The organism is Microbacterium stercoris (assembly GCF_017592545.1).
GTDB classification, from domain to species: domain Bacteria; phylum Actinomycetota; class Actinomycetes; order Actinomycetales; family Microbacteriaceae; genus Microbacterium; species Microbacterium stercoris.
Genome location: NZ_JAGFOA010000002.1, coordinates 136,212 through 157,835, shown reverse-complemented (window position 1 = coordinate 157,835; position 21,624 = coordinate 136,212). Strand labels below are relative to the sequence as shown.

Annotated in this window: 21 protein-coding genes; 7 read left to right on the top strand and 14 right to left on the bottom strand. The window is 70.6% G+C overall.

Features of this window, described 5'->3' with window-relative positions; translation table 11 throughout:
• Nucleotides 1–84: 84 nt before the first annotated feature.
• The 3 genes from purS to J5V96_RS04925 all read left to right on the top strand — a co-directional run bounded on the left by purS (nucleotide 85) and on the right by J5V96_RS04925 (nucleotide 2,072).
• Nucleotides 85–333: a phosphoribosylformylglycinamidine synthase subunit PurS gene (purS, locus tag J5V96_RS04935; RefSeq protein WP_208501153.1), complete on the top strand. Its 249-nt coding sequence runs from the start codon at nucleotides 85–87 to the stop codon at nucleotides 331–333.
• Nucleotides 333–1,040 carry a phosphoribosylformylglycinamidine synthase subunit PurQ gene (purQ, locus tag J5V96_RS04930; protein ID WP_208501144.1) on the top strand — a complete coding sequence of 236 codons (708 nt, stop codon included), beginning with the start codon at nucleotides 333–335 and terminating at the stop codon, nucleotides 1,038–1,040. The genes purS and purQ overlap by 1 nt, the downstream gene beginning before the upstream one ends.
• A gap of 87 nt (nucleotides 1,041–1,127) precedes the next feature.
• Nucleotides 1,128–2,072 carry a 2-hydroxyacid dehydrogenase gene (locus tag J5V96_RS04925; protein ID WP_307793526.1) on the top strand — a complete coding sequence of 315 codons (945 nt, stop codon included), beginning with the start codon at nucleotides 1,128–1,130 and terminating at the stop codon, nucleotides 2,070–2,072.
• 84 nt (nucleotides 2,073–2,156) lie between these two features.
• On the opposite strand, the gene J5V96_RS04920 is transcribed toward J5V96_RS04925, so the two are convergent.
• From J5V96_RS04920 to J5V96_RS04895, 6 genes are all read right to left on the bottom strand, one after another.
• Entirely contained in the window at nucleotides 2,157–2,960 is an 804-nt protein-coding gene (locus J5V96_RS04920; protein WP_208501142.1) for an ABC transporter permease, read from the bottom strand.
• A 1-nt stretch (nucleotide 2,961) separates the two neighbouring features.
• A complete protein-coding gene (locus J5V96_RS04915; protein ID WP_208501140.1) occupies nucleotides 2,962–3,774 on the bottom strand; it encodes an ABC transporter permease in 813 nt (270 codons plus the stop codon).
• Nucleotides 3,764–4,588, bottom strand: coding sequence for an ABC transporter ATP-binding protein (locus J5V96_RS04910; RefSeq protein ID WP_208501138.1), 825 nt, complete (start codon nucleotides 4,586–4,588; stop codon nucleotides 3,764–3,766). Before J5V96_RS04910 ends, J5V96_RS04915 begins: the two co-directional genes overlap by 11 nt.
• Before the next feature lie 39 nt (nucleotides 4,589–4,627).
• Nucleotides 4,628–5,686: an ABC transporter substrate-binding protein gene (locus J5V96_RS04905; protein ID WP_208501136.1), complete on the bottom strand. Its 1,059-nt coding sequence runs from the start codon at nucleotides 5,684–5,686 to the stop codon at nucleotides 4,628–4,630.
• A gap of 225 nt (nucleotides 5,687–5,911) precedes the next feature.
• On the bottom strand, nucleotides 5,912–6,667 hold the full coding sequence (locus tag J5V96_RS04900; RefSeq protein WP_307793525.1) for an HNH endonuclease family protein: 756 nt from the start codon (nucleotides 6,665–6,667) through the stop codon (nucleotides 5,912–5,914).
• Nucleotides 6,668–6,785: 118 nt separating this feature from the next.
• On the bottom strand, nucleotides 6,786–7,313 hold the full coding sequence (locus J5V96_RS04895) for an adenine phosphoribosyltransferase (protein ID WP_208501126.1): 528 nt from the start codon (nucleotides 7,311–7,313) through the stop codon (nucleotides 6,786–6,788).
• A gap of 39 nt (nucleotides 7,314–7,352) precedes the next feature.
• Here J5V96_RS04895 and J5V96_RS04890 point away from each other — a divergent pair, with 39 nt between their 5' ends.
• The 4 genes from J5V96_RS04890 (at nucleotide 7,353) to J5V96_RS04875 (ending at nucleotide 10,824) form a co-directional block, all read left to right on the top strand.
• On the top strand, nucleotides 7,353–7,937 hold the full coding sequence (locus tag J5V96_RS04890; protein WP_208501123.1) for a hypothetical protein: 585 nt from the start codon (nucleotides 7,353–7,355) through the stop codon (nucleotides 7,935–7,937).
• A gap of 121 nt (nucleotides 7,938–8,058) precedes the next feature.
• Nucleotides 8,059–8,334 (top strand): GlsB/YeaQ/YmgE family stress response membrane protein, encoded by a 276-nt coding sequence (locus tag J5V96_RS04885; protein ID WP_208501121.1) that lies wholly within the window; start codon nucleotides 8,059–8,061, stop codon nucleotides 8,332–8,334.
• A 242-nt stretch (nucleotides 8,335–8,576) separates the two neighbouring features.
• The gene (locus J5V96_RS04880) at nucleotides 8,577–9,875 is read left to right on the top strand and encodes an L-fuconate dehydratase (RefSeq protein ID WP_208501119.1); all 1,299 of its coding nucleotides are present in this window, start codon (nucleotides 8,577–8,579) and stop codon (nucleotides 9,873–9,875) included.
• Nucleotides 9,868–10,824: an aldo/keto reductase gene (locus J5V96_RS04875; RefSeq protein WP_208501117.1), complete on the top strand. Its 957-nt coding sequence runs from the start codon at nucleotides 9,868–9,870 to the stop codon at nucleotides 10,822–10,824. The genes J5V96_RS04880 and J5V96_RS04875 overlap by 8 nt, the downstream gene beginning before the upstream one ends.
• Before the next feature lie 62 nt (nucleotides 10,825–10,886).
• Here J5V96_RS04875 and rbsK read toward each other — a convergent pair whose 3' ends face one another.
• The 8 genes from rbsK to treS form a co-directional block, all read right to left on the bottom strand.
• Nucleotides 10,887–11,807 (bottom strand): ribokinase, encoded by a 921-nt coding sequence (gene rbsK / locus J5V96_RS04870; RefSeq protein WP_208501115.1) that lies wholly within the window; start codon nucleotides 11,805–11,807, stop codon nucleotides 10,887–10,889.
• 65 nt (nucleotides 11,808–11,872) lie between these two features.
• Entirely contained in the window at nucleotides 11,873–12,619 is a 747-nt protein-coding gene (locus J5V96_RS04865; protein ID WP_208501113.1) for an SDR family NAD(P)-dependent oxidoreductase, read from the bottom strand.
• On the bottom strand, nucleotides 12,616–13,455 hold the full coding sequence (locus J5V96_RS04860) for a fumarylacetoacetate hydrolase family protein (protein WP_208501111.1): 840 nt from the start codon (nucleotides 13,453–13,455) through the stop codon (nucleotides 12,616–12,618). The genes J5V96_RS04865 and J5V96_RS04860 overlap by 4 nt, the downstream gene beginning before the upstream one ends.
• 1,040 nt (nucleotides 13,456–14,495) lie before the next feature.
• Nucleotides 14,496–15,293, bottom strand: a complete 798-nt coding sequence (locus tag J5V96_RS04855; protein ID WP_208501108.1) for an amidohydrolase family protein — start codon at nucleotides 15,291–15,293, stop codon at nucleotides 14,496–14,498.
• Complete coding sequence (locus J5V96_RS04850) at nucleotides 15,290–15,964, bottom strand: FadR/GntR family transcriptional regulator (RefSeq protein ID WP_208501100.1); 675 nt, start codon at nucleotides 15,962–15,964, stop codon at nucleotides 15,290–15,292. The genes J5V96_RS04855 and J5V96_RS04850 overlap by 4 nt, the downstream gene beginning before the upstream one ends.
• Before the next feature lie 212 nt (nucleotides 15,965–16,176).
• Nucleotides 16,177–18,426 (bottom strand): 1,4-alpha-glucan branching protein GlgB, encoded by a 2,250-nt coding sequence (gene glgB, locus J5V96_RS04845; protein WP_208501098.1) that lies wholly within the window; start codon nucleotides 18,424–18,426, stop codon nucleotides 16,177–16,179.
• The gene (locus J5V96_RS17355; protein ID WP_208501096.1) at nucleotides 18,423–19,838 is read right to left on the bottom strand and encodes a maltokinase N-terminal cap-like domain-containing protein; all 1,416 of its coding nucleotides are present in this window, start codon (nucleotides 19,836–19,838) and stop codon (nucleotides 18,423–18,425) included. Before J5V96_RS17355 ends, glgB begins: the two co-directional genes overlap by 4 nt.
• Nucleotides 19,835–21,559, bottom strand: a complete 1,725-nt coding sequence (gene treS / locus J5V96_RS04835) for a maltose alpha-D-glucosyltransferase (RefSeq protein WP_236014566.1) — start codon at nucleotides 21,557–21,559, stop codon at nucleotides 19,835–19,837. Before treS ends, J5V96_RS17355 begins: the two co-directional genes overlap by 4 nt.
• Between the last annotated feature and the right edge of the window lie 65 nt (nucleotides 21,560–21,624).

Genomic DNA, 21,624 nt, shown 5'->3' with positions numbered 1-21,624 from the left:
CGCTGGTGTTTCGACTCCTCGCTTCGCTCGTCGCTCAACAACCGATAACGGCGGCCGCAGGCGGCTGCTGAGAGGACCATGAGAATGCCCACCATCGTCGTCGACGTCATGCCCAAGGCCGAGCTTCTGGACCCCCAGGGCAAGGCGGTCACCGGATCGCTCGCGCGCCTCGGTCACGGAGCCTTCCAGAACGTGCGCATCGGCAAGCGCATCGAGCTCTCGGTCGACGGCGAGGTCACCGACGAGGTGCTCGCCGAGGCCCAGAAGATCGCCGACGAGATCCTGTCGAACCAGGTCATCGAGGACGTCGTGAACATCGAGGTCGTGTCCTGATGACCGCCCGGATCGGAGTGATCACCTTCCCGGGCTCACTCGACGACCGCGACGCGCAGCGCGCGATCCGTCTCGCCGGCGCCGAGCCCGTGGCGCTGTGGCACGGCTCGCACGACCTCGACGGCGTCGACGCGCTCGTGCTGCCCGGCGGCTTCAGCTACGGCGACTACCTGCGCGCGGGCGCCATCGCCGCCCTCGCGCCGATCATGACCGAGGTCAAGGACGCGGCAGCCAAGGGCATGCCGATCCTGGGCATCTGCAACGGCTTCCAGATGCTCGTCGAGGCGCACCTGCTGCCCGGCGGTCTGATCCGCAACGCCCACCAGCAGTTCATCCGCCGCGACCAGCGCCTGCGCGTCGAGAACGCCGACACGGCCTGGACGAGCGACTTCGAGGCCGGCCAGGAGATCGTCATCCCGCTCAAGAACGCGGATGGCGGCTACATCGCCGACACCGAGACCCTCGCGCGCCTCGAGGGCGAGGGCCAGGTGGCCTTCCGCTACCTCGGCGTGAACCCCAACGGCTCGGCGAACGACATCGCCGGCATCGTCAACGAGCGCGGCAACGTCGTCGGCCTGATGCCCCACCCCGAGCACGCGGTCGAGCCGGGCTTCGGCCCGCAGACCCCGGCCGCCATGCGCTCGGGCGTCGACGGCCTCGGCTTCTTCACCAGCGCCGTCAAGGCCGTGGTCTCCGCCGCGGTCTGACGCGCAGACGCCGCGAACGGCGCCGCTCCTCTCGGGGAGCGGCGCCGTTTCTCGTCCGCCCCTCCTGGGCCTCAGTAGGCTCGGAGGGTGAGCGAGAAGCCCGACACCGTCGTCCTGTCCGTCCCGACCACCGAGCTGGCCGAGGATGTGCGCGCACTGCTCGATCCGACGCTGCCGATCGAGGTGATCGAATGGGACGGCGGCCAGGATCCCGCTCCCCGCGAGGTCATCGACATCGTCGTGCCGCCCTACATGAAGCAGGGCAAGGCGCTCAAGGCGCTCGAGCACGTGCGCCACCGCCTCGTGCAGGGCCAGTCGATCGGCTTCGAGGGGGTGGCGGATCGCCTCCCCGAGGGCTCCGTCTACGCGAACGCCTCGTCGGTGCACGAGACCGCGACCGCCGAGCTGACGCTCGCCCTCATCCTGGCCGCCCAGCGCGAGCTGCCGCGCATGATCCGCAACCAGGACAAGGGCGTGTGGGACTCGTACCGTGCGGCGGGACTCGCCGACAAGCGCGTGCTGCTGCTGGGCTTCGGCGGCGTCTCGAAGGCGATCGCGGATCGCCTCCTGCCGTTCGAGGTCGACCTGGTGCCTGTCGCCACAACGGCGCGCCGCGAGGCCGGCATCGACGTGCACGCGATCGACGAGCTGCCGCAGCTGCTTTCCACCGCCGACATCCTGGTGATCGGCCTGCCCGGTGGCGATGAGACGCGCCACCTCGTCGACGACGCCGCCCTGTCGGCCCTGCCCGACGGCGCCCTCGTCGTGAACGTGGGACGCGGATCCATCGTGGACACCGACGCCCTGGTCGATCACGTCTCGCGGGGACGGATCCGGGTCGCCAGCGACGTGTTCGACCCCGAGCCGCTCCCCCAGGACCACCCGCTGTGGTCGCTGCCGGGCGTCATCGTGGCGCCCCACGTGGGCGGCAACGCCGACCCCATGCGCCCCCGGATCGCGCGGCTGGTCGCTGCGCAGGCCGAGCGCATCGCTCGGGGCGAGCAGCCCGTGAACGTGGTCATCGGCGGCTGACCCGAGAACGACGAGAGGGATCCGGATCACGCGGCGTGCGCGATCCGGATCCCTCTGCTTTCGAGTGCGTCTTTGCCGGGAGCGTCAGACGTTCTTGAGCGGGTGCATGCCCATCCGCGTCAGCGTGACGTCCTCGATCACCTGCATGAGGTTGTAGAGAACGAGCGCGGCGGCCGTGACGAGCACGACCGAGGCCCACACCTCCGGGAACTTCGACTGCGAGATCGCCGGGCCGATGCCGCCGCCGATGCCGTCGGAGGTGGCGAGCCACTCGGCCAGCAGCGCGCCGGTGAGAGCGCCCGGCACTGAGATGCGCACGGCCGCGAAGAACGCCGGAAGCGAGGAGGGCAGGGCGACCTTGCGCAGCGCCGTGAAGCCGGATCCGCCGTAGACCTGAATGAGATCGAGCATCTGCGGCGACGCCGAACGCAGGCCGAACACGATGTTCACCAGCGCCGGGAACAGCACCACGATGCCGCCGATCACGGCGACCGACCAGAGGTCGCGACCGAACACCAGCGTGATCACGGGGGCCATCGCCACCAGCGGCACCGAGCGCAGCAGCATGGCCAGCGGCATCAGCGCGTGCTCGATGCCGCGGTTGAGCTGGAACAGCATGGCCGCGATCAGGGCCACCACCAGGCCCGCCGCGAAGCCGATGAAGGCGTGCCCCAGGGTCACCCAGAGGCGCCCGAACAGCAGCTCGCGGTTCTCGGCCGCCTGCGGCCCGCTGAAGAGGTGGGTCGCGATGTCGAGCGGCCCCTTGCCGACGTAGGGGTTCACGTGGAACGCCCACAGCAGCCCCTGCCACAGCACGGTCACGACGATGAGCGTCACGACGAACATCACAAGGCCGCGGCCGAGCACACGAAGAGTCTGGTTCGCCATCTCACGCCCCCTTCGACCAGGGAGCCGCGGCGCGCGCCACCAGCCCCAGGAGCCCGTAGCCGGCGAGAGCGATCACGCCCGACAGGATCGCCAACGCCCACACCAGCGGCGGGTTGAAGTCGACCTGCGCGATCATCATCGCCCGGCCCACGCCCGCCTGCACCTTGCCGAAGAACCCGCCCAGCACCGCGCCGAGGAACGCCGCCGGCACCGCCACCTGCAGGGCGTTGAGGATCGCCGGGAGCGCCGCGATGAGCCGCACCTTGCGCAGCTGCATCAGGCGGGACCCGCCGTACACCGCCACGACGTCGAGCGCGCTGCGGTCGGCGGCCTTGAGCCCGAGCAGCGATCCGACCACCGTCGTGAAGAAGACGCTGAGGGCTGCCAGGATGACCGACGTCGGCGACGGTTCGCCGACCTTCGGCACCGGGAGCATCACGATGAGCACCATGCCGATGGCGACGATCGGCAGGCAGTAGGTGATGGTCGCGAGCTGCATCACGAGGCCCTCGAAGCGCGGCACAACGAGCACCAGCGCCGCAAAGAGCAGGGCCAGGCCGTTGCCCCAGACGTAGCCGATGCCCGCCTCGGCGAGCGTCACGCCGAACTGAGGCGCGAAGAACGCGAAGCCGCGCTGCACGGTCTCGACCACGACCTGATCCGGCGTCGGGATGGGATGCGTGCAGTTCGGGCCGAGGCAGGACAGCACCGTGGCGGCCAGCAGCCACCACAGGCCGATGACGCCCACGACGCCGACCGCGCCCCACACCCACGCGGGCACCGCACGGCGGCCTCCGAGGGCGTCAGTGCTCATCGTCCGCGGCGCCGTCCGCCCCGCCGAACAGCAGATCGGAGGCGTGGTCGACGTAGGCGTGGAACTCCGGCGTGCGCATCATCTCGGGCAGGCGCGGACGCGGCAGGTCGATGTCCATGACCTCTTTGATCCGGCCCGGACGCGGGGTCATGACCGCGACCTTGTCGCTGAGGAAGATGGCCTCCGAGATGCCGTGCGTGACCAGCAGGGTGGTCGCGGGCTTCTCGGTCCAGATGCGCAGCAGCTCGAGGTTCAGGCGCTGCCGGGTCATGTCGTCGAGCGCGCCGAACGGCTCGTCGAACAGCAGCACCTCGGGCTTCATCACGAGCGAGCGCGCGATCGAGACGCGCTGGCGCATGCCGCCCGAGAGCTGGGCGGGCTTGGCCTTCTCGAAGCCCGTGAGCCCGACGAGATCGATGAGCTCGGCGACGTAGTCCTTGTCGACGGCCTTTCCCGCCACCTCGAACGGCAGCTGGATGTTCGCCTGCACCGAGCGCCACGGCAGCAGCGCCGCATCCTGGAACGCGATGCCGAGCTTGTTCGACGCGCGCAGCTCCGTCGGCGTGTGGCCGTCGACGCGGATCTCCCCGCTCGTCGGGGCCTCCAGGCCCGCGAGGATGCGCAGGATGGTCGACTTGCCGCAGCCCGACGGGCCCAGCAGCGACAGGAACGTGCCCTGCTCGGTGTGCAGATTCGCGTCCTGGAGGGCGGTCACCTCGCGGCGACCTTGGCGGAAGGTCTTGTTCAGTCCGCTGATATGCAGACCGGTGCCCAGGACATCCTGGGCACCGGGTGCAGTAGCCGTGTCGGTCACGGGTCCGTTTCTCTCTTCGCTTGGCTCGAGGGGTCCGGATCAGCCCGCGTACGCGACGAGCTCGGGGTGCTCCTCGTAGACCTCGGTCAGCAGCGACAGGTCGAAGATCTGCGACGCCTCGACCGAGATGCCCGAGCCCTTGAGGCTGGCCACGGTGGCCTCCTGCATGTCCTCGGTGATCGAGAAGAGGCCGTGGGCCTCGGTGTCGGGCGTCGCGATGAGCAGGGCCTGGGCCTTCATCGCGGCCTCGGTCTTGACCGGGTCGAGGTCGGTGCCGAAGTCGGCGACCACGTCGGCCGCGGCCTGGGTGGGATCGGCGAGCACGTCGGTCCAGCCCTTGATCTCGGCGACCAGGAAGTCCTTGAGCAGCTCGCGGTTCTCGGCGAGGTAGGCGTCGGTGACCGACACGGTCTCGGCCACCAGCGGGAAGCCGTTGTCGGCGAGGGGCAGGTTCGTGACGGGGTTGCCGCCGAGCTCGACCGTCAGCGCCTCGTTGGTGAGGTACGCGTAGAAGCCGTCGACCTCGCCGTTCACGAGCGGCGACGGGTCGTACTGCACCGCCACGACCTGCACGTCGTCGGAGGAGAGGTCGTTCGCCGCGAGGAACGCGTCGAAGGCGGCGCGGTTGGAGTCCTGCACGCCGATCTTCTTGCCCTTGAGGTCGTCGACCGTGGCGATGTCGGCGCCGTCCTTGAGCGACAGGATCGTGAAGGGGTTCTTCTGGAAGGTGGCGCCGATCATCTTGATCGTGGCGCCCTCGTTGGCGACGGCCGCGCCGACGGCCAGCGGGTCGTTCAGCGCGATCTGGGCGGTGCCGCCCATCAGCTCGGCGACGCCGGTCGAGGGGCCCTCGAGCAGCGTGACCTCGTCGAAGCCCGCTTCCTCGTAGTAGCCCTTGGAGGTCGCGTAGAACTCCCCCGCGAACTCCTCGTTCTTGATCCAGGACTGCTGCACGGTGATCGAGCCGTGGCCGGCCGACTCAGCGGCTTCCGCTTCGGCGCCGGTGTCTCCCCCGGCGCAGGCGGTGAGCGCGACCGCGCCCGTGAGGATGAGGCCGGCGGCGGCGAGGCCGCGGCGGACGAACGTGGTGCGCATCATTTCGGTTGACTCCAGGTCGGGCGCGATCCGACATCCGGAGGTACCGGGGGGCCTCGCGCCAGGAGGTGCACGGGCGCCAGGAGACATCAACCGGTTCGGGTCCGGTGGAGAATCCCCGGACATCCGCGTTTCGGTGATGTGACCAATTGTGACGCCTCGAAAGCTGGGGAATCGCCTGGACCGGGGATCCGGCAGGTCACGTCTCGATATCGGAATGGATCCGGATCACCGCAGCGCGGGCTGATCGGGGCAGGTCGCCAGGATGCGCACCATCGTGTCGTGCTCGGTCGCGGTGACCCAGAGGCCGTAGGCCGCCTTCACCGACACCTGACGGGCGACGTAGTCGCAGCGGAACCCCTTCTGCGGCGGCAGCCAGGTGGCCGCGTCGCCGTCGGACTTCTGCCTGTTCGCGGTGCCGTCCACGGCGAGCAGGTTGAGCGGGTCGTTCGCGAAGCGCTCGCGCACATCCGGATCGAGCTGCTGCGCCCCCTTCTGCCACGCGTCCGAGAGCGCCACGACGTGGTCGATCTGCACGAGTTCGGAGGTTCCCTGCCCGCGCACGAACGCGATCCGCTCCCCCGTGTAGGGATCGGCGAGGGATCCGCTCATCACCCTGCACGGACCGGATCGCACGGTGTCGGTCAGGTCACGCGCGAGTACGTCGTTGCGGGTGTCGCAGCCGTTGCGATCGACGTCCTTCCAGCGCTGCCCGAACTGCTCCCGGTCGTACCCGGTGCGCGGCGCCCGCCCCTTGACCTCGAGCGTCTCGAGCAGCGCGAGCGCGGTGCCCTCCGCGGCCTCGGGGGCGGGAGCGGGGGTGGCTTCGGCTTCGGCTTCGGCGTCGGCTTCGGCGACCGGCGCGGCGAGGATCTCGGAGATCGGCCCGGGCACGCGGGCGGAGACGAGCACGGCGAGGACGCCGACCCCGATCACCCACGGCCAGGCGGACGCGCGACGACGGCGACGGGGCTTCAGAAACACCCGATCGACCGTAGCCGCCGCCTCGGACATCCCGGACATCCGGCCCGGCGCCGCGTGTGGCGAGGTGGCGACGCCGCGGTACGGCGGTGCGCGCGGCGCGGCAGCCGCGCGACCCGGATCAGACGGTGAAGACCGCGTGCACGTCGCCGACGTGGGCGCGGCCGCCGAGGCCCTCGAGCTCGAGGATGACGGCCGATCCGATCACCGTGGCGCCGAGGTCGGCGATGAGGCTCTCGGCGGCGGCGAGGGTGCCACCCGTCGCGAGGACGTCGTCGAACAGCAGCACGCGCTCGTGTCCCTCGAGCACGCCCGGGGCCTCAATCGTCGCCGTGCCGTACTCCAGCGCATACGACACGGCCGCCGCGGGCCGCGGCAGCTTGCCGGCCTTGCGGATCGGCATCATGCCGACGCCGGTGAGGGCCGCGGCGAAGCCCGCGAGCAGGAATCCGCGCGCCTCGATGCCCGCGACGATGTCGAACGTGCCCTCGTAGGGCGCGACCATCGCCTCCACGACGGTGCGCAGCGCGGGTCCGTCGGCGAGCATCGGCGACACATCGCGGAACAGCACCCCTGGCTCGGGGTAGTCGGGGGTCAGGGCGATCAACGACTCAGCGCGGGCCAGGGCTTCGTTCTGCACGTCCCCCATCCTCGCGCGCCCGCCTGTGACCACGCCTAACCTGGAGCCATGACCCGTCTCCAGGCCGACGCCGACACCGCCCGCTGGGTGCCCGTGACCGGATCCCTCGGGTTCCGCGGACGCCGTCATCGCCGGGCCGCGATCCGGATGCTGCTGGGCCACGGATCGCGCGCGATCGGCGGCCAGGGGCGCGGCAGCGGGATGCTCGCGTGGGGCCTCAGCCAGGCGGTGCCGCTGATGCTGCGCCGGGCCGACGGGCGTGTGCTGGCGTGGGTCTGGAAGGACGAGCCGGAGCTGGTCGTCGTGACGGCGCAGGTGCAGGAGATCACGCCGCAGGTGCGGGTGGCGCGGGCCAGCCGGCCGATGGAGTACGACGACACCGAGGCCTTTCGCGGCACCTACCTCGGTATGGGCGAGAGGCTCGTGCTGCCGCCCGCGGAGGGCCGCGTTCCGTTCGCCGAGTACAGCTGGGACACGGGGGCGCACCTCGTCACCGTGAACGCCATCGCGGGCGATGCCGAGCGCTTCGGAACCGTGCTGCCCGCGGTCGACGAGCTCGCCCGATCCGTGCGCATCGTCGACGATCTGCGCGTGCCCGAGACCACGGGCGTGCTCCGGATCAACCCCGCCTGAGTGTCAGCTGGGTCGCGCGTATTCCCACCTGGCGGGCCTTCTGTCAAGCCCCTGCCGGCGCACTCATCCATTTCATAGGTTGATTCCCGTGGGAGATCCCCACCAAGGAAGGGAGCGCGTCATGGGCTTCATCGCATTCATCATCCTCGGACTCATCGCCGGAGCGATCGCGAAGGCGATCCTGCCTGGGCGGCAGGGCGGCGGCTGGCTGGCCACGCTTCTGCTCGGCGTCGTCGGCGCCCTGCTCGGCGGCTGGCTCGGAGGTCTGATCTTCGGTGCCGATCTCGGTGGCTTCTTCGATCTGACCACCTGGCTTCTCGCCATCGGAGGCGCGATCATCGTGCTTCTGATCTGGGGTCTCATCACGGGCCGCAGCGGCAGCCGCACCACCCGGTAACCGGGCGGCACACGAACGTCGGACGCCTCCCTCCACGGGCGTCCGGCCGAAAGAGGATCCACCTTCACGAGCCATCAGACCCCACCGCGGTGGGTCGGCCCCGGAGGGTGAGGATTCCGGCACAGAGCGCCCGTCGCATCACGCGACGGGCGCTCCGTCGTGTGCGGGCGCAGAAATCTCCGTCGGGGCGTTGTGCTCACAGACATCGGATGTCTAGGCTGAATCGACCCCAAAGGAGCCCCGTGAGCACGATCGTCAGCGTCGACACATCCGACATCCGCTTTCCCACCTCCCTGCAGCTGGACGGATCCGATGCCATGAACCCGGATCCGGACTACTCCGCCGCGTACGTGCGTCTCGTCACCGACGCCGAGGACGGACACGACGGCCACGGCTTCGTGTTCACCATCGGCCGCGGAAACGACGTGCAGACCGCCGCGATCGACGCGCTCGCGCCCTTCCTGCTCGGCCGCGACGTCGAATCGCTGCTCGCCGACATGGGCGCAGTGTGGCGCGAGCTCGTGTGGGACTCGCAGCTGCGGTGGCTCGGCCCCGAGAAGGGCGTGATGCACATGGCCATCGGGGCCGTGGTCAACGCGCTCTGGGATCTGAAGGCCAAGCGCGCCGGCCTGCCCCTGTGGCAGCTGCTGGCCCGGATGACCCCCGAGGAGATCGTGGATCTCGTCGACTTCCGCTACCTCTCCGATGCGCTCACGCGCGAAGAGGCGCTCGACCTGCTGCGCGCCGCCGAACCCGGCCGCGCGGAGCGCGAAGCCGCGCTGTTCGCCGACGGGTATCCCGCCTACACGACCACCCCGGGCTGGCTCGGGTACTCCGACGAGAAGCTCGAGCGCCTCTGCCACGAGGCCGTGGCCGACGGCTTCTCGCAGATCAAGCTGAAGGTCGGCGGCGACCTCGACGACGACATCCGGCGCCTGCGCATCGCACGCGAGGCCGTCGGCCCGGACATCCGGATCGCGGTCGATGCGAACCAGCGCTGGGACGTCGGCTCGGCGATCGAGTGGATGTCCCACCTCGCCGAGTTCGACATCGCCTGGATCGAGGAGCCCACGAACCCGGATGACGTGCTGGCGCACGCGGCGATCGCCCGCGGCGTCGCGCCGATCCCGGTGGCCACCGGCGAGCACGGCGGCGGACGGGTGATGTTCAAGCAGATGCTGCAGGCCGAGGCGCTGCAGGTGCTGCAGATCGACGCGACCCGGGTGGCCGGGGTGAACGAGAACATCGCCATCCTGCTGCTGGCCGCGAAGTTCGGCGTGCGCGTGTGCCCCCACGCGGGCGGTGTCGGCCTGTGCGAGGCCGTGCAGCACCTCTCGATGTTCGACTTCGTCGCCGTCTCCGGCACACGCGAGGGCCGGATGATCGAGTACGTCAACCACCTGCACGAGCACTTCGCGACGCCGACGGACGTGCGCGACGGCGTCTACCGCGCGCCGCTCGCGCCCGGCAACGGCATGGAGATGCTCGCGGCCAGCCGCGAGGAGCACACCTTCCGCGGGGAGTTCGCGCTTCGTGGCTGAGCGGGAGCTGCCCACGCTGGGCTTCGGCACGGCGAACATCGGCAACCTGCTCGGCGTGCTGAGCGACGACGAGGCGTGGGCCGTTCTCGATGCCGCGTGGGAGGCGGGCATCCGCTACTTCGACACCGCCCCGCACTATGGCCTGGGCCTGGCCGAACGACGCCTCGGCGCCTTCCTCCGCGGTAAGCCGCGGGAGGACTATGTCGTCTCGACCAAGGCCGGGCGCCTCCTTGAGCCCGACCCCACTTGGGACGGCCAGGCGCTGGATCTCGGCGATTCGTACCACGTGCCCGCGTCGCTTGTGCGCCGCTGGGACTTCACGGCCGTCGGCATCCGGCGCTCCCTGGAGGCATCGCTGGATCGCCTCGGGCTCGACCGGGTGGACATCCTGTATCTGCACGACCCGGAGGGCACGGGCGACCTCGAGGGGGCGCTGGCGACCGGAGTGCCGGCGGTGCAGGCGCTGAAGCACGAGGGCGCCGTGCAGGCGGTCGGCCTGGGGTCGATGACCACGCGCGCACTCGAGCTCGGCGCCGACGCGGGGCTGGATCTGCTGATGGTGGCCGGGCGCCTCACCCTCGCCGATCAGCCCGCCGCGGCGCGGGTCGTGCCCACGTGTGCCGGCAAGGGCACGCGTATCGTCGCCGCGTCGGTGTTCAACTCGGGTGTGCTGGCGACCGACGATCCGGATGCCGACGCCCTGTACCAGTACGGATCCGTCCCCTCGGCGGTGCTCGAGAAGGCGCGGCGGATCGCCGGCGTCTGCCGCGACTTCGGGGTGCCGCTGCCCGCGGCCGCCCTGCAGTACCCGCGCCGATTCGATCCGGTCGCCGCCGTCGTGACGGGCACGGGCGATCCGGATCAGCTGCGCCAGAACGTCGCGCACGCCTCGCGCGAGATCCCCGAGGAGCTCTGGGCGGCGCTGGTCGCCGAGGGGCTCATCCCCTAGCGGCCGGCGGTCGCGGCCTCGCCCTCGGTTCGCGCACCCCGGAAGCCGCGGATCGGGCCACCTCAGCGGGGGAGCAGGGCGTCGACCTCGGCAGCGGTCGGGATGCTCGGCGACGCCCCGGGCTTGGTGACCGCGAGGGCTCCCGCGGCGATGGCGCGGCGGATCGCGTCGGGGCGGGTCTCACCCGCGGCGAGCGCGGCGGCGAGGTGGCCGGCGAAGGCATCCCCGGCCGCGGTGGTGTCGACGGCCTGCACGGGAAGGGCGTCGAAGTGCTGCTCGTCCGAGGCGGTGACGAGCACCGCGCCCGCCGACGCGAGAGTCACGAGCGCGGCGCCCGCTCCCCTCTCGACGAGCGCGCGCCCGGCGGCAAGGGCGCCCGACCGATCCTGCACCGCGAGACCCGTGAGGACTGCCGCCTCGGTCTCGTTGGGCGTGACGATGTCGATCAGCGGCCAGAGGTCGTCGTCGAGCCTCGCGGCGGGCGCCGGATCGAGGATCACCAGGATGCCGGCGTCGTGCGCTCGGCGGATGGCGTGCGCGACCACGGGGAGAGGCGACTCGAGCTGGGTGAGCAGCACGGCGGGCGCCTCGGCCAGGGCCGCGTCGACCTGCGCCTCGGTGAGCCGCGCGTTGGCTCGGGGCACCACCACGATGTCGTTCTCGCCCGTGGCGTCGACCCGGATGTGCGCGATGCCCGTGCCCACGTCGGCGAGGGCGCGCACCGCGGTCGTGTCGACGCCCGCCTCGCGCAGCTGCCCTGCCACGAGCTCGCCGAACGCGTCGTCGCCGACGCAGCCGATGATGCGGGCCACGGCGCCCGCGCGCGCGACGGCGATCGCCTGGTTGGCGCCCTTCCCTCCCAGCACCAGCGTGAACTCGTCACCCAGGATCGTCTCGCCCCGCGCGGGGACGCGCTGCGAGAACGTCGTGAGGTCGGCCGAGATGCTGCCGACGATGAGCACGGCGGGTTCGAGTGCGGTCACCCCGCAAAGGTATGAGAAAAGCCGGCTCCGGGCATCCGGAACCGGCGTTTCTCATACCTTCTGGGCTACGAGGTGCGCAGGCGCAGGGAGTCCATGCCGCCGTCGACGGCGAGCGTTGTGCCCGTGGTCGACGCGGCGCGCGGGCTCACGAGGTAGGCCACCGCATCGGCGACCTCCGCCGGGGCGACGAGGCGCCCGTGCGGCTGTCGCGCGTTCAGCGCGGCGCGCTCCGCTGCCGGATCTTCTGACGCGTCAAGCAGGCGACCCACCCAGGGGGTGTCGGCCGTCCCGGGGTTCACCGCGTTCACGCGGATGCCCTCGGGGAGGTGGTCGGCGGCCATCTGGCGCGTGAGCGAGAGCACGGCGCCCTTCGTCGCGCCGTACAGTGCGCGCTGCGGCAGGCCCACGGTCGCGGCGATCGAGCACGTGTTCACGATGGCCGCGGCCTTCGACGCGCGCAGCCACGGCAGCGCGGCCCGCGCGACGCGCACCATGCCCACGACGTTGACGTCCCACACCCGATGCCACTCGTCATCCGAGTTCGCCTCGATGGTGCCCTGCGCGCCGATGCCCGCATTGTTGACCAGGATGTCGATCCCACCGAGGTCCCGGGCGACGGCCTCCACCCCCGCGCGCACCGTGGCGTCGTCGGTCACGTCGACCACGTAGCCGTCGACGACGTCATCCGGGATCATCCGGTCGAACACCGCGACGCGGGCGCCGTCCTCGCGGAGGCGCTCGACGATCGCCGCCCCCAGACCCGAGGCGCCGCCCGTGACCACGGCTACGAGCCCACCGAGCACGCCGCTCACACGAACTCCTGACGCTGGTCGCCGAGGCCCTCGATCTCGAGCTCGACGACATCGCCCGCCTTGAGATACGGGAAGCGGCCCGACAGCGCCACGCCCTCGGGGGTGCCGGTCAGGATGAGGTCGCCGGGCTCCAGCTCGAGGTGCTGCGAGAGGTGCCACACGATGTACGGCACGTCGAAGATGAGGTCGCTGGTGCGGGAGTCCTGTCGCGGCTCGCCGTTCACGCGGCTGCGCAGGCGCAGGTCGGAGGGGTCCAGCTCATCCGGGGTCACCAGCCAGGGGCCGACGGGCGAGAACCCCGGCGCCGACTTGCCCTTGCCCCACTGGCCGCCGGAGATCTCGAGCTGCCACTCGCGCTCGGACAGGTCGTTGGCGATCACGTAGCCCGCGATGTGCGCCGCCGACTCCTCGGGGGATGCGAGGTAGCTCGCCCGACGGCCGATCACGATGCCGAGCTCGACCTCCCAGTCGGTCTTCTCGCTGCCCCGCGGAATCGCGACCGGATCGTACGGACCCACCACCGTGTTCGGCGCCTTCATAAACAGCACCAGGTTCTTCGGTGGCTCCGCTCCGGACTCCGCCGCGTGGGCGGCGTAGTTCATGCCGACGCAGTACACCGCAGAGGGACGCGCGATCGGCGCACCGACCCGGATGCCCTCGGCCTCGATCTCGGGGAGCTCTCCCGCGTCGAGGGCCGCCTGCACGCGCGCGACCGGATCCGTCGCGAGGAACTCCCCCGAGACGTCCGCGGTCAGCGGGGTGAGGTCGTGATATCGGTCATCCACGAGGACGGCAGGGCGCTCCGCGCCCTTCTCTCCGAGGCGTGCGAATCGCATCTGTTCCACTCCGAACATCTGAGGTCTGGCGTCGCGCGAGCGCGCGTGACGCCGAGCCTAGCACTCCGATGGACCGATAGGTCGGACGTCTGTCGCCACCCCGCTCGTTGAGCGACGAGCGCAACGAGGAGTCGAAATGCCCCACCCGCGCCGCGCCCGTGCCCCCGCGACGCTCACCCACCCGCTCGTTGAGCGACGAGCGCAGCGAGGAGTCGAAACGCCCAAGCCGCGCCGGCTGTGCCCCCGCGAGGCCGACCCACCCGCTCGTTGAGCGACGAGCGCCAGCGAGGATCGAAACGCCCAAACCACGCGCCGTCTGTGCCCACGGAACGCTTACCCACCCGCGCGTTGAGCGACGAGCGCAGCGAGGAGTCGAAACGCCCAACCCCGCCGGGCCTGTGCCCGCGACGCTCACCCGCCCGCTCGTTGAGCGACGAGCGCAGCGAGGAGTCGAAACGCCCCAACCTGCGCCGCGCCTGTGCCCCCGCGAAGCCTGGGCGTCTCGACTCGCTCCGCTCGCTCGACGAACGGGGGGGTGAGGGGCGCGAGGCTTGGGCGAGGGGCGAGGGGCGAGGGGCGTGGGACGTGGGGCACCCACCCACCCGTTCGTTGAGCGACGAGCGCAGCGAGGAGTCGAAACGCCCAAGCCGCGCGCCACCTGAGCCCCCACGACGCTCACCCACCCGTTCGTTGAGCGACGAGCGCCAGCGAGGAGTCGAAACGCCCAAGCCGCGCGCCGCGCCTGTGCCCCCACGAAGCCTGGGCGTCTCGACTCGCTCCGCTCGCTCGACGAACGGGGGGGGTGAGGGGCGTGAGGTTTGGGAGAGGGGCGAGGGGCGTGGGGCACCCACCCACCCGCTCGTTGAGCGACGAGCGCCAGCGAGGAGTCGAAACGCCGCAACCGCGCGGCGCCTGTGCCCCCGCGAAGCCTGGGCGTCTCGACTCGCTCCGCTCGCTCGACGAACGAGGGGTGGTGGGGGGCGGAGCCGCGGGGCGTCTCGACTCGCTCCGCTCGCTCGACGAACGGGGGGGGTGGCGCGTCACACGCCGTAGAAGGCGCGGGCGTTGGCGCCGAAGACCCGCTCGTCCGACGTCACGGAGCGCACGGCGGCGAGGGCATCGGCGACGGGCGTGCCCGCGCCCGGCACACCGGAGACGGGCCAGTCGCCGCCGAACAGGCAGCGCTCGGATCCGAAGGCTTCGAGCGTCTCCTCGAGAAACTCGTGCCCCAGTCCGCCCTCGGCGGGCAGACCCGAGAGCTTGACCTGCACGTGCGGCAGCGCCGCGATGCGGTGGATCGACCGCCGCCACTCCTGCCCCTCGGCGCTGTCGAGGCCCATGCGCACGGGCGGCTTGCCGAGGTGGTCCAGCACCGTCGGCGTGCCCGGCGCCGCCGCGAGCAGCGCCGCGAGCGCGTCCAGCTGCGGCCACCGCACGGTCGCGTCGAACGTCAGTCCCCGCTCGCCGGCCGCCCGCAGACCCGGCAGGAGGTCTTCGGTGATCCGCTGATCCTGCAACAGGTGCCGCACACCGCGTACGAGGGGCGCCTGCGTCAGCTCGTCGAGCCGCGGATGCCGCAGATCCACCTTCGCGACGATCGCGCGCAACCCCGGCCAGGCAAGGCCCGACACCCAAGCGACCTCGTCGAGCGGTGCGCTCGAGTCGGCCTCGACGAACACCCACTCCGTGATCGCGCCGTCCGCGTCGTCGACGTCGTCGGGCCCGAAGTCGCGATCGAGCGCCGGCTCGTCGCGAAGCCACGGGTACGCCAGCCGCGACGGCGCCCAGACGTGCACATGGGCATCCAGCACCCCGCCCGCAGGCGTCGCGCCGTTCACTGCACGCTCCTGCGTACCCACTCCTCGACGCCTGCGACGTGCGCGGTCATCAGCGCCGACGCGAGATTCGGATCGCGATTCGCCACCGCATCGAGGATCGCGTGATGCTCGCCGATCGTGCGCTCGACGGATCCGCCCTCGGTGATGGCCCGCCAGACCCGCGCGCGCACGGTACGGCCCGACAGCGACTCGAGCAGGCTCGCGAGGTAGGCATTGCCGGCGCTGCGCGCGACACGATTGTGGAAGTCGATGTCGTGGGCGATGAGCTCGTCGATGTCCGGATCCGTGCCGAGCGAGTCGAGCAGGGATCGGATGTCCGCCACGTCGTCGTCCGACGCCTCCCGCGCGGCGAGCGCGGTCGCCTGCGGCTCGAGCATGCGCCGCACTGCGAAGATCTCGAGGATCGAGTCGTCCTGGTGCAGATCCACAACGAACGACATCGCCTCGAGCAGCAGATGCGGCTCGAGACTCGTGACGTACGTACCGTCGCCGCGCCGCACGTCGAGCACGCGGATGACCTCGAGCGCCTTCACCGCCTCACGCAGGGAGCTGCGCGAGAGACCCAGCTTCTCGCTGAGTTCCTTCTCGGGGGGCAGCCGGTCGCCCGGCCCGATCTCGCCCGACACGATCATCTGCTTGATGCCGGCGATCGCTTCATCCGTCACTGCCATGCAGCGAGCTTATTGGTCGGATGTCTCGAATGGGGGCTTGGGGCGTCTCGACTCGGTCGTTCCTCCCTCGCTCGACGAACGAGCGGGGCGCGAGCGAGCGGGGCGCGAGCGAGCGGGCGCGAACCTGCGGAGGCTTGCGCGTCTCGACTCGGTCGTTCCTCCCTCGCTCGACGAACGAGCCGGGAGCGAGAGAGGAACGAGCGCGAGGCGCGTCAGACCGTGGGCGCCTCGGGCGCCGCGGGCTCCGCGAGCCGGAACCACACCGTGGCCAGGGGCGGCACGGCGATCTCGGCGGAGTCACCCGTGACCTCGACGCGGCCGAGGTTGCCGACGCCCGAGCCGCCGAAGTCCACGGCGTCGGTGTTGAGCACCTCGTCCCACACACCCGGCTGCGGGAAGCGCAGCCGGTAGTGCGAGTGCGGCTGAGCCGAGAAGTTCGTGATCGACACGAGGGGCGCGCCCCCCTCGCCGTCCCGCCGCACCCACGCGAACACGTTGGCGCCCGCGTCGTCCGACACCAGCCACTCGAAGCCCGCCGGAGTGGTGTCCTGCGCCCACAGCGCCGGGGTCTCCTTGTAGCGGGCGTTGATGTCCTTCATCGCGCGGTGCACGCCCAGGTGGTCCGGCAGATCCAGCAGCCACCAGTCCAGCTCGCGCGACTCGGCCCACTCCGACTCCTGACCGAACTCCGAGCCCATAAACAGCAGCTGCTTGCCCGGATGTGCCCACATGTACGCGAGGTACGCGCGCAGCGACGCGAGCTGGCGCCAGCGGTCACCCGGCGCCTTGCGCAGCAGCGAGCCCTTGCCGTGCACGACCTCGTCGTGCGAGATCGGCAGCACGAAGTTCTCGCTCCACGCGTAGACCAGCGCGAAGGTCATCTCGCCGTGGTGGTGGCTGCGGTAGATCGGATCCCGACCGAGGTACCCGAGCGAGTCGTGCATCCAGCCCATGTTCCACTTGAAGCCGAAGCCCAGGCCGCCGCCCGAGGTGGGGCGGGTGACGCCGGGCCACGACGTGGACTCCTCGGCGATCGTCACCACGCCGGGCACGCGCTTGTAGACCGTGGCGTTCATCTCCTGCAGGAACTGCACGGCCTCGAGGTTCTCGCGGCCGCCGTGTTTGTTCGGCGTCCACTCCCCCGCCTCGCGGGAGTAGTCGAGGTAGAGCATCGAGGCCACGCCGTCGACGCGCAGTCCGTCGGCGTGGAACTCCTCGAGCCAGTAGAGGGCGTTGGCATAGAGGAAATTGCGCACCGGCGGGTTGCCGAAGTCGAAGATGTGGGAGCCCCACTCCTTGTGCCAGCCGCGCTGCGGGTTCGGGTCCTCGTAGAGGGGCGCGCCGTCGAACTTCACCAGGGCCCACTCGTCGGTGGCGAAGTGGCCGGGCACCCAGTCGAGGATCACCCCGACGCCCGCCTGGTGCAGCCTGTCGATCAGGAGGCGCAGGCCGTCCGGATCGCCGAAGCGGCTGTCGGGGGCGTAGTAGCCGGTCACGTGGTAACCCCACGAGCCGCCGAAGGGGTGCTGCATCACCGGCATGAACTCGACGTGCGTGAAGCCGAGGTCGGACACGTAGCCGACCAGCTGATCGGCCAGCTGCTCGTACGAGAGGTCCTTGCGCCACGATCCGAGATGCACCTCGTAGATCGACATGGGGCGATCGGTGTGACCGCGTCCCGCGTGGGCGGCGCGCTGGGCGAGCCACTCGTCGTCTCCCCACTCGTAGCTCGACGCGTGCACGATGGAGGCCGTCATCGGCGGCTTCTCGGCGTACCCGGCCATAGGGTCGGCCTTCTCGCGCCACACGCCGTCCTGCCCGAGGATCGCGTACTTGTAGTGCGTGCCCGATCCGACGTCCGGCACGAAGAGCTCCCAGATGCCCGACGATCCGAGGCGGCGCATGGGGTGCTCGCGGCCGTCCCAGCTGTTGAAGTCGGCCTTCAGCCGCACGGCCTGCGCGCGCGGCGCCCACACCGCGAAGGCGGTGCCGGTGACGTCGGGTGCCACGCCCAGGCCGTCGAAGGTCTTCACGTGCGCGCCGAGCACGGTCCACAGCTGCTCGTGGCGCCCCTCGCCGATGAGGTGCTGATCGACCTCGCCGAGCGTGGGCAGGAAGCGGTAGGGGTCGTCCGACACGACCGTCGTGGTCTCGTCCCCCTCGCCGTACGTGGTCGCGACCCGGTAGGTCGGCACCTCGGCGATCGGCAGCACACCCACCCAGATGCCGTCCTGCTCGTGCGTGAGCTCGACCTCGTTGACGCCGTTCGCCGGCGAGGCCTCGAACCCGACCACCACCTTGGCGGCGAGCGGCTTCAGCACGCGCACGGTGACGCCTCCGTCATGCGGATGCGCTCCGAGCACGCCGTGCGGGTCGTGGTGCGTGCCCGCGGCGATCGCGGACAGCACGTGCTGATCGACGGGACGGATCTCGGGGCCGGCGTTCGGGGTGGCAGAGGTCATCGGGTACCGATCCGTTCCAGCGCGGCCAGCGGGATCCCGATCCACGTCGGCCGATTGCGCTTCTCGTAGACAGCTTCGTAGACGGCCTTGTCGGCCACGTAGGCATCCAGCAGGATGCGGCGCTCCTCCTCGGATCCGGCGGAGGATCCGAGCGAGGCGACGTATCCCTCCAGGAAATGCCGGCGCGCGCGGGCGGACCACTCTCTCGCGCGCTGCGCGCGCAGGGCGGCCTCGGCCTCGTCCACCGCGGGGATGCCGAGCTCGACCACGCGTGCCGCGTAGTCGAACGAGCGCAGCATGCCCGCGACGTCCCGCCAGCGGGAGTCGGGCAGCACACGCTCGCCGAACGGGCGGCCGGGCTCGCCCTCGAAGTCGACGATCTTCCACCCGTCGGTGGTGCGCAGGGTCTGGCCGAGATGCAGGTCGCCGTGCAGGCGCTGCACCTCGAGATCATCGAGCCGCGCGAGCGCGCTGTACGCGTCGCGCAGGCGCTCGCAGTAGGGCTCGATCTCGGGCACGATGCGGGCGGCCTGCTCGAGGCGAGCCACCATCGACGCCGCCAGTTCGCCGGTGGCGCCCGAGTTGCGGCGCTCGCTCGGGAAGCTGTCACGCAGCATGGCGTGCACCGCGGCGAGCGCTTCGCCGAGGCGGGTGGCCTCGCCGGCGAAGTCGCCGCCGGAGTCCTCCACCTCGAGCTCGAGGTCTGCCATGACCATGCGCACGCTGCCGGTCGCGAGCTCGAAGCCGTCGGTGGCGGTGCGCAGGAACTCCTGGATCATCGCGAGCTGCAGCAGGCCGCCGTCGGGCAGGTCGATCTCGACCCATCCGTACAGGGCCGCGATGTCGGCCGATCCGCCGCGCGTGAGCACCTCGTGGATCTCGATGTCGGGGTTCACGCCCGGGCTGACCTTGCGGAAGACCTTCATGATCGCGGTGTCGTCGAAGCGCACCGACGAGTTGGACTGCTCACCGGTCAGCGGCGACGACACGAGCGCGGGCGAGAGGGTCGTGCCCGGCACGCGCCGGAATCGGAGCCCGTCGCGATCCGCCGATCCCGTCTCCTCCGCCGCGACGAGCCCCTCGAGCCAGAGCGCCATCGCGTCGCGATCGTGCACACCGTCGTAGACGTGACGCACTGCGGATCCGGATGCCGCGGATCCGACGAACGCGTACGCGATCCGATCCTGCGGTTCGTCGTAGGACGACAGCGGCACCTGGTACTGCTCGGAGCCGCCTTCCTCATCCGTGTAGTCGACGGTGACGAGGTACACGGTCGCCCGCAGGTCGGCGTCATCGCCGGCCAGTTCGGCGAGCTGCGTGACGGAGCCGACGCGGAACGGCCTGCCCTTGCCGCCGAACCACCGCGTGCGCGAGAGGTACGCCTCCCAATCGATGCCGAGGTCATTGCTCACAGCAGTCCCACCTCTTCCTGCTCGTCAGCCGGCGCATGCAGCTGGAACCAGTAGAACGCATGTCCCCCCAGCGTCAACAGGTACGGCAGCTCGCCGATCTGCGGGAAGGCGACGCCGCCCACCAGCTCGATGGGCACCATGCCCTGGAACCGACGCAGATCCAGCTCCACCGGCTGGGGGAACTGCGACAGGTTGTTGACGCACAGGATGACGTCGACGGATCCGTCGGCGTTCTCGTGCTCGCGCGTGTACGACAGCACGGACGGGTTCGAGCCGCCTAGGTCGTTGAAGCTCCCGAGTCCGAAGGCCGGATGGCGCTTGCGGGCCTGGATGATCTGGCGCGTCCAGTGCAGCAGCGACGAGCGGTTCTCCTGCTGCGCCTCGACGTTGACGGCCAGGTAGCCGTAGACCGGATCCTGAACCACGGGCAGGGAGAGCTTGCCCGGGTTGGCCGACGAGAAGCCCGCGTTGCGGTCGCCGGTCCACTGCATCGGCGTGCGCACGCCGTCGCGGTCGCCGAGCCAGATGTTGTCGCCCATGCCGATCTCGTCGCCGTAGTAGAGCACGGGCGATCCGGGCAGCGACAGCAGCAGGGCGGTGAACAGCTCGATCTGGTCGATGTCGTTCTCGAGCAGCGGGGCCAGTCGCCGCCGGATGCCGATGTTCGCCTTCATCCGCGGATCCTGCGCGTACTCGTTCCACATGTAGTCGCGGTCCTCGTCCGTCACCATCTCGAGCGTGAGCTCGTCATGGTTGCGCAGGAAGATGCCCCACTGGCATCCCGACGGGATCGGCGGCGTCTGCGCGAGGATCTCCGAGATCGGGAAGCGCTGCTCGCGACGCACGGCCATGAAGATGCGCGGCATCACCGGGAAGTGGAAGCACATGTGGCACTCGTCGCCGCCGACCGCGGGGTCGCCGAAGTAGTCGACGACATCGGCGGGCCACTGGTTCGCCTCGGCCAGCAGCACCCGGCCCGGGTACTCGCGATCGACGATCTGGCGCACCTTGCGGAGGAACTCGTGCGTCTCGGGCAGGTTCTCGCCGTTGGTGCCGGGACGCTCGTAGAGGTAGGGCACCGCGTCGAGGCGGAAGCCGTCGAGCCCCATGTCGAGCCAGAACCGCATGGCGTCGAGCATCGCCTCGTGCACCTTCGGGTTGTCGAAGTTCAGGTCGGGCTGGTGCGAGAAGAAGCGGTGCCAGAAGTACTGCTGACGCACCGGATCCCAGGTCCAGTTGCTCGGCTCGGTGTCGACGAAGATGATCCGCGCGTCCTCGTAGAGCTCGTCGGTGTCGCTCCACACGTAGAAGTCGCCGTAGGGTCCGTCCGGGTCACGGCGGCTCTCCTGGAACCACGGGTGCTCGTCCGAGGTGTGGTTCATGACGAAGTCGATGATCACCCGGATGCCGCGGGCGTGCGCGGCGTCGAGGAACTCCTGGAAGTCGGCCGTTGTGCCGAGCTCGGGCAGCACGCCCGTGTAGTCGGCGACGTCGTAGCCGCCGTCGCGCAGGGGCGACGGGAAGAAGGGCGGAAGCCACAGGCAGTCGACCCCGAGCCACTCGAGGTAGTCGAGCTTCTCGATGAGCCCGCGGAAATCGCCCATGCCGTCGCCGTCGCTGTCCTTGAACGACCGCACCAGCACCTCGTAGAAGACGGCGGTCTTGAACCAGTCGGGTTGGGCGCGATCCTGCGGCTGATCCGGGAACGGCTCCTGCGACAGGATCGGGATGGCCGACGTGTACGGCGCGGGCTCGGGAGTCACGTGCGCTTCCTCCTTCGGGTACT

Excerpts from the sequence above, each read along its gene's own strand:
- purS (WP_208501153.1), top strand. The coding sequence starts at position 85 with ATGCCCACCATCGTCGTCGACGTCATGCCCAAGGCCGAGCTTCTGGAC.
- purQ (WP_208501144.1), top strand. The coding sequence starts at position 333 with ATGACCGCCCGGATCGGAGTGATCACCTTCCCGGGCTCACTCGACGAC.
- J5V96_RS04920 (WP_208501142.1), bottom strand. The coding sequence starts at position 2,960 with ATGGCGAACCAGACTCTTCGTGTGCTCGGCCGCGGCCTTGTGATGTTC.
- J5V96_RS04915 (WP_208501140.1), bottom strand. The coding sequence starts at position 3,774 with ATGAGCACTGACGCCCTCGGAGGCCGCCGTGCGGTGCCCGCGTGGGTG.
- J5V96_RS04905 (WP_208501136.1), bottom strand. The coding sequence starts at position 5,686 with ATGATGCGCACCACGTTCGTCCGCCGCGGCCTCGCCGCCGCCGGCCTC.
- J5V96_RS04895 (WP_208501126.1), bottom strand. The coding sequence starts at position 7,313 with ATGGGGGACGTGCAGAACGAAGCCCTGGCCCGCGCTGAGTCGTTGATC.
- J5V96_RS04890 (WP_208501123.1), top strand. The coding sequence starts at position 7,353 with ATGACCCGTCTCCAGGCCGACGCCGACACCGCCCGCTGGGTGCCCGTG.
- J5V96_RS04885 (WP_208501121.1), top strand. The coding sequence starts at position 8,059 with ATGGGCTTCATCGCATTCATCATCCTCGGACTCATCGCCGGAGCGATC.
- J5V96_RS04860 (WP_208501111.1), bottom strand. The coding sequence starts at position 13,455 with ATGCGATTCGCACGCCTCGGAGAGAAGGGCGCGGAGCGCCCTGCCGTC.
- J5V96_RS04850 (WP_208501100.1), bottom strand. The coding sequence starts at position 15,964 with ATGGCAGTGACGGATGAAGCGATCGCCGGCATCAAGCAGATGATCGTG.
- glgB (WP_208501098.1), bottom strand. The coding sequence starts at position 18,426 with ATGACCTCTGCCACCCCGAACGCCGGCCCCGAGATCCGTCCCGTCGAT.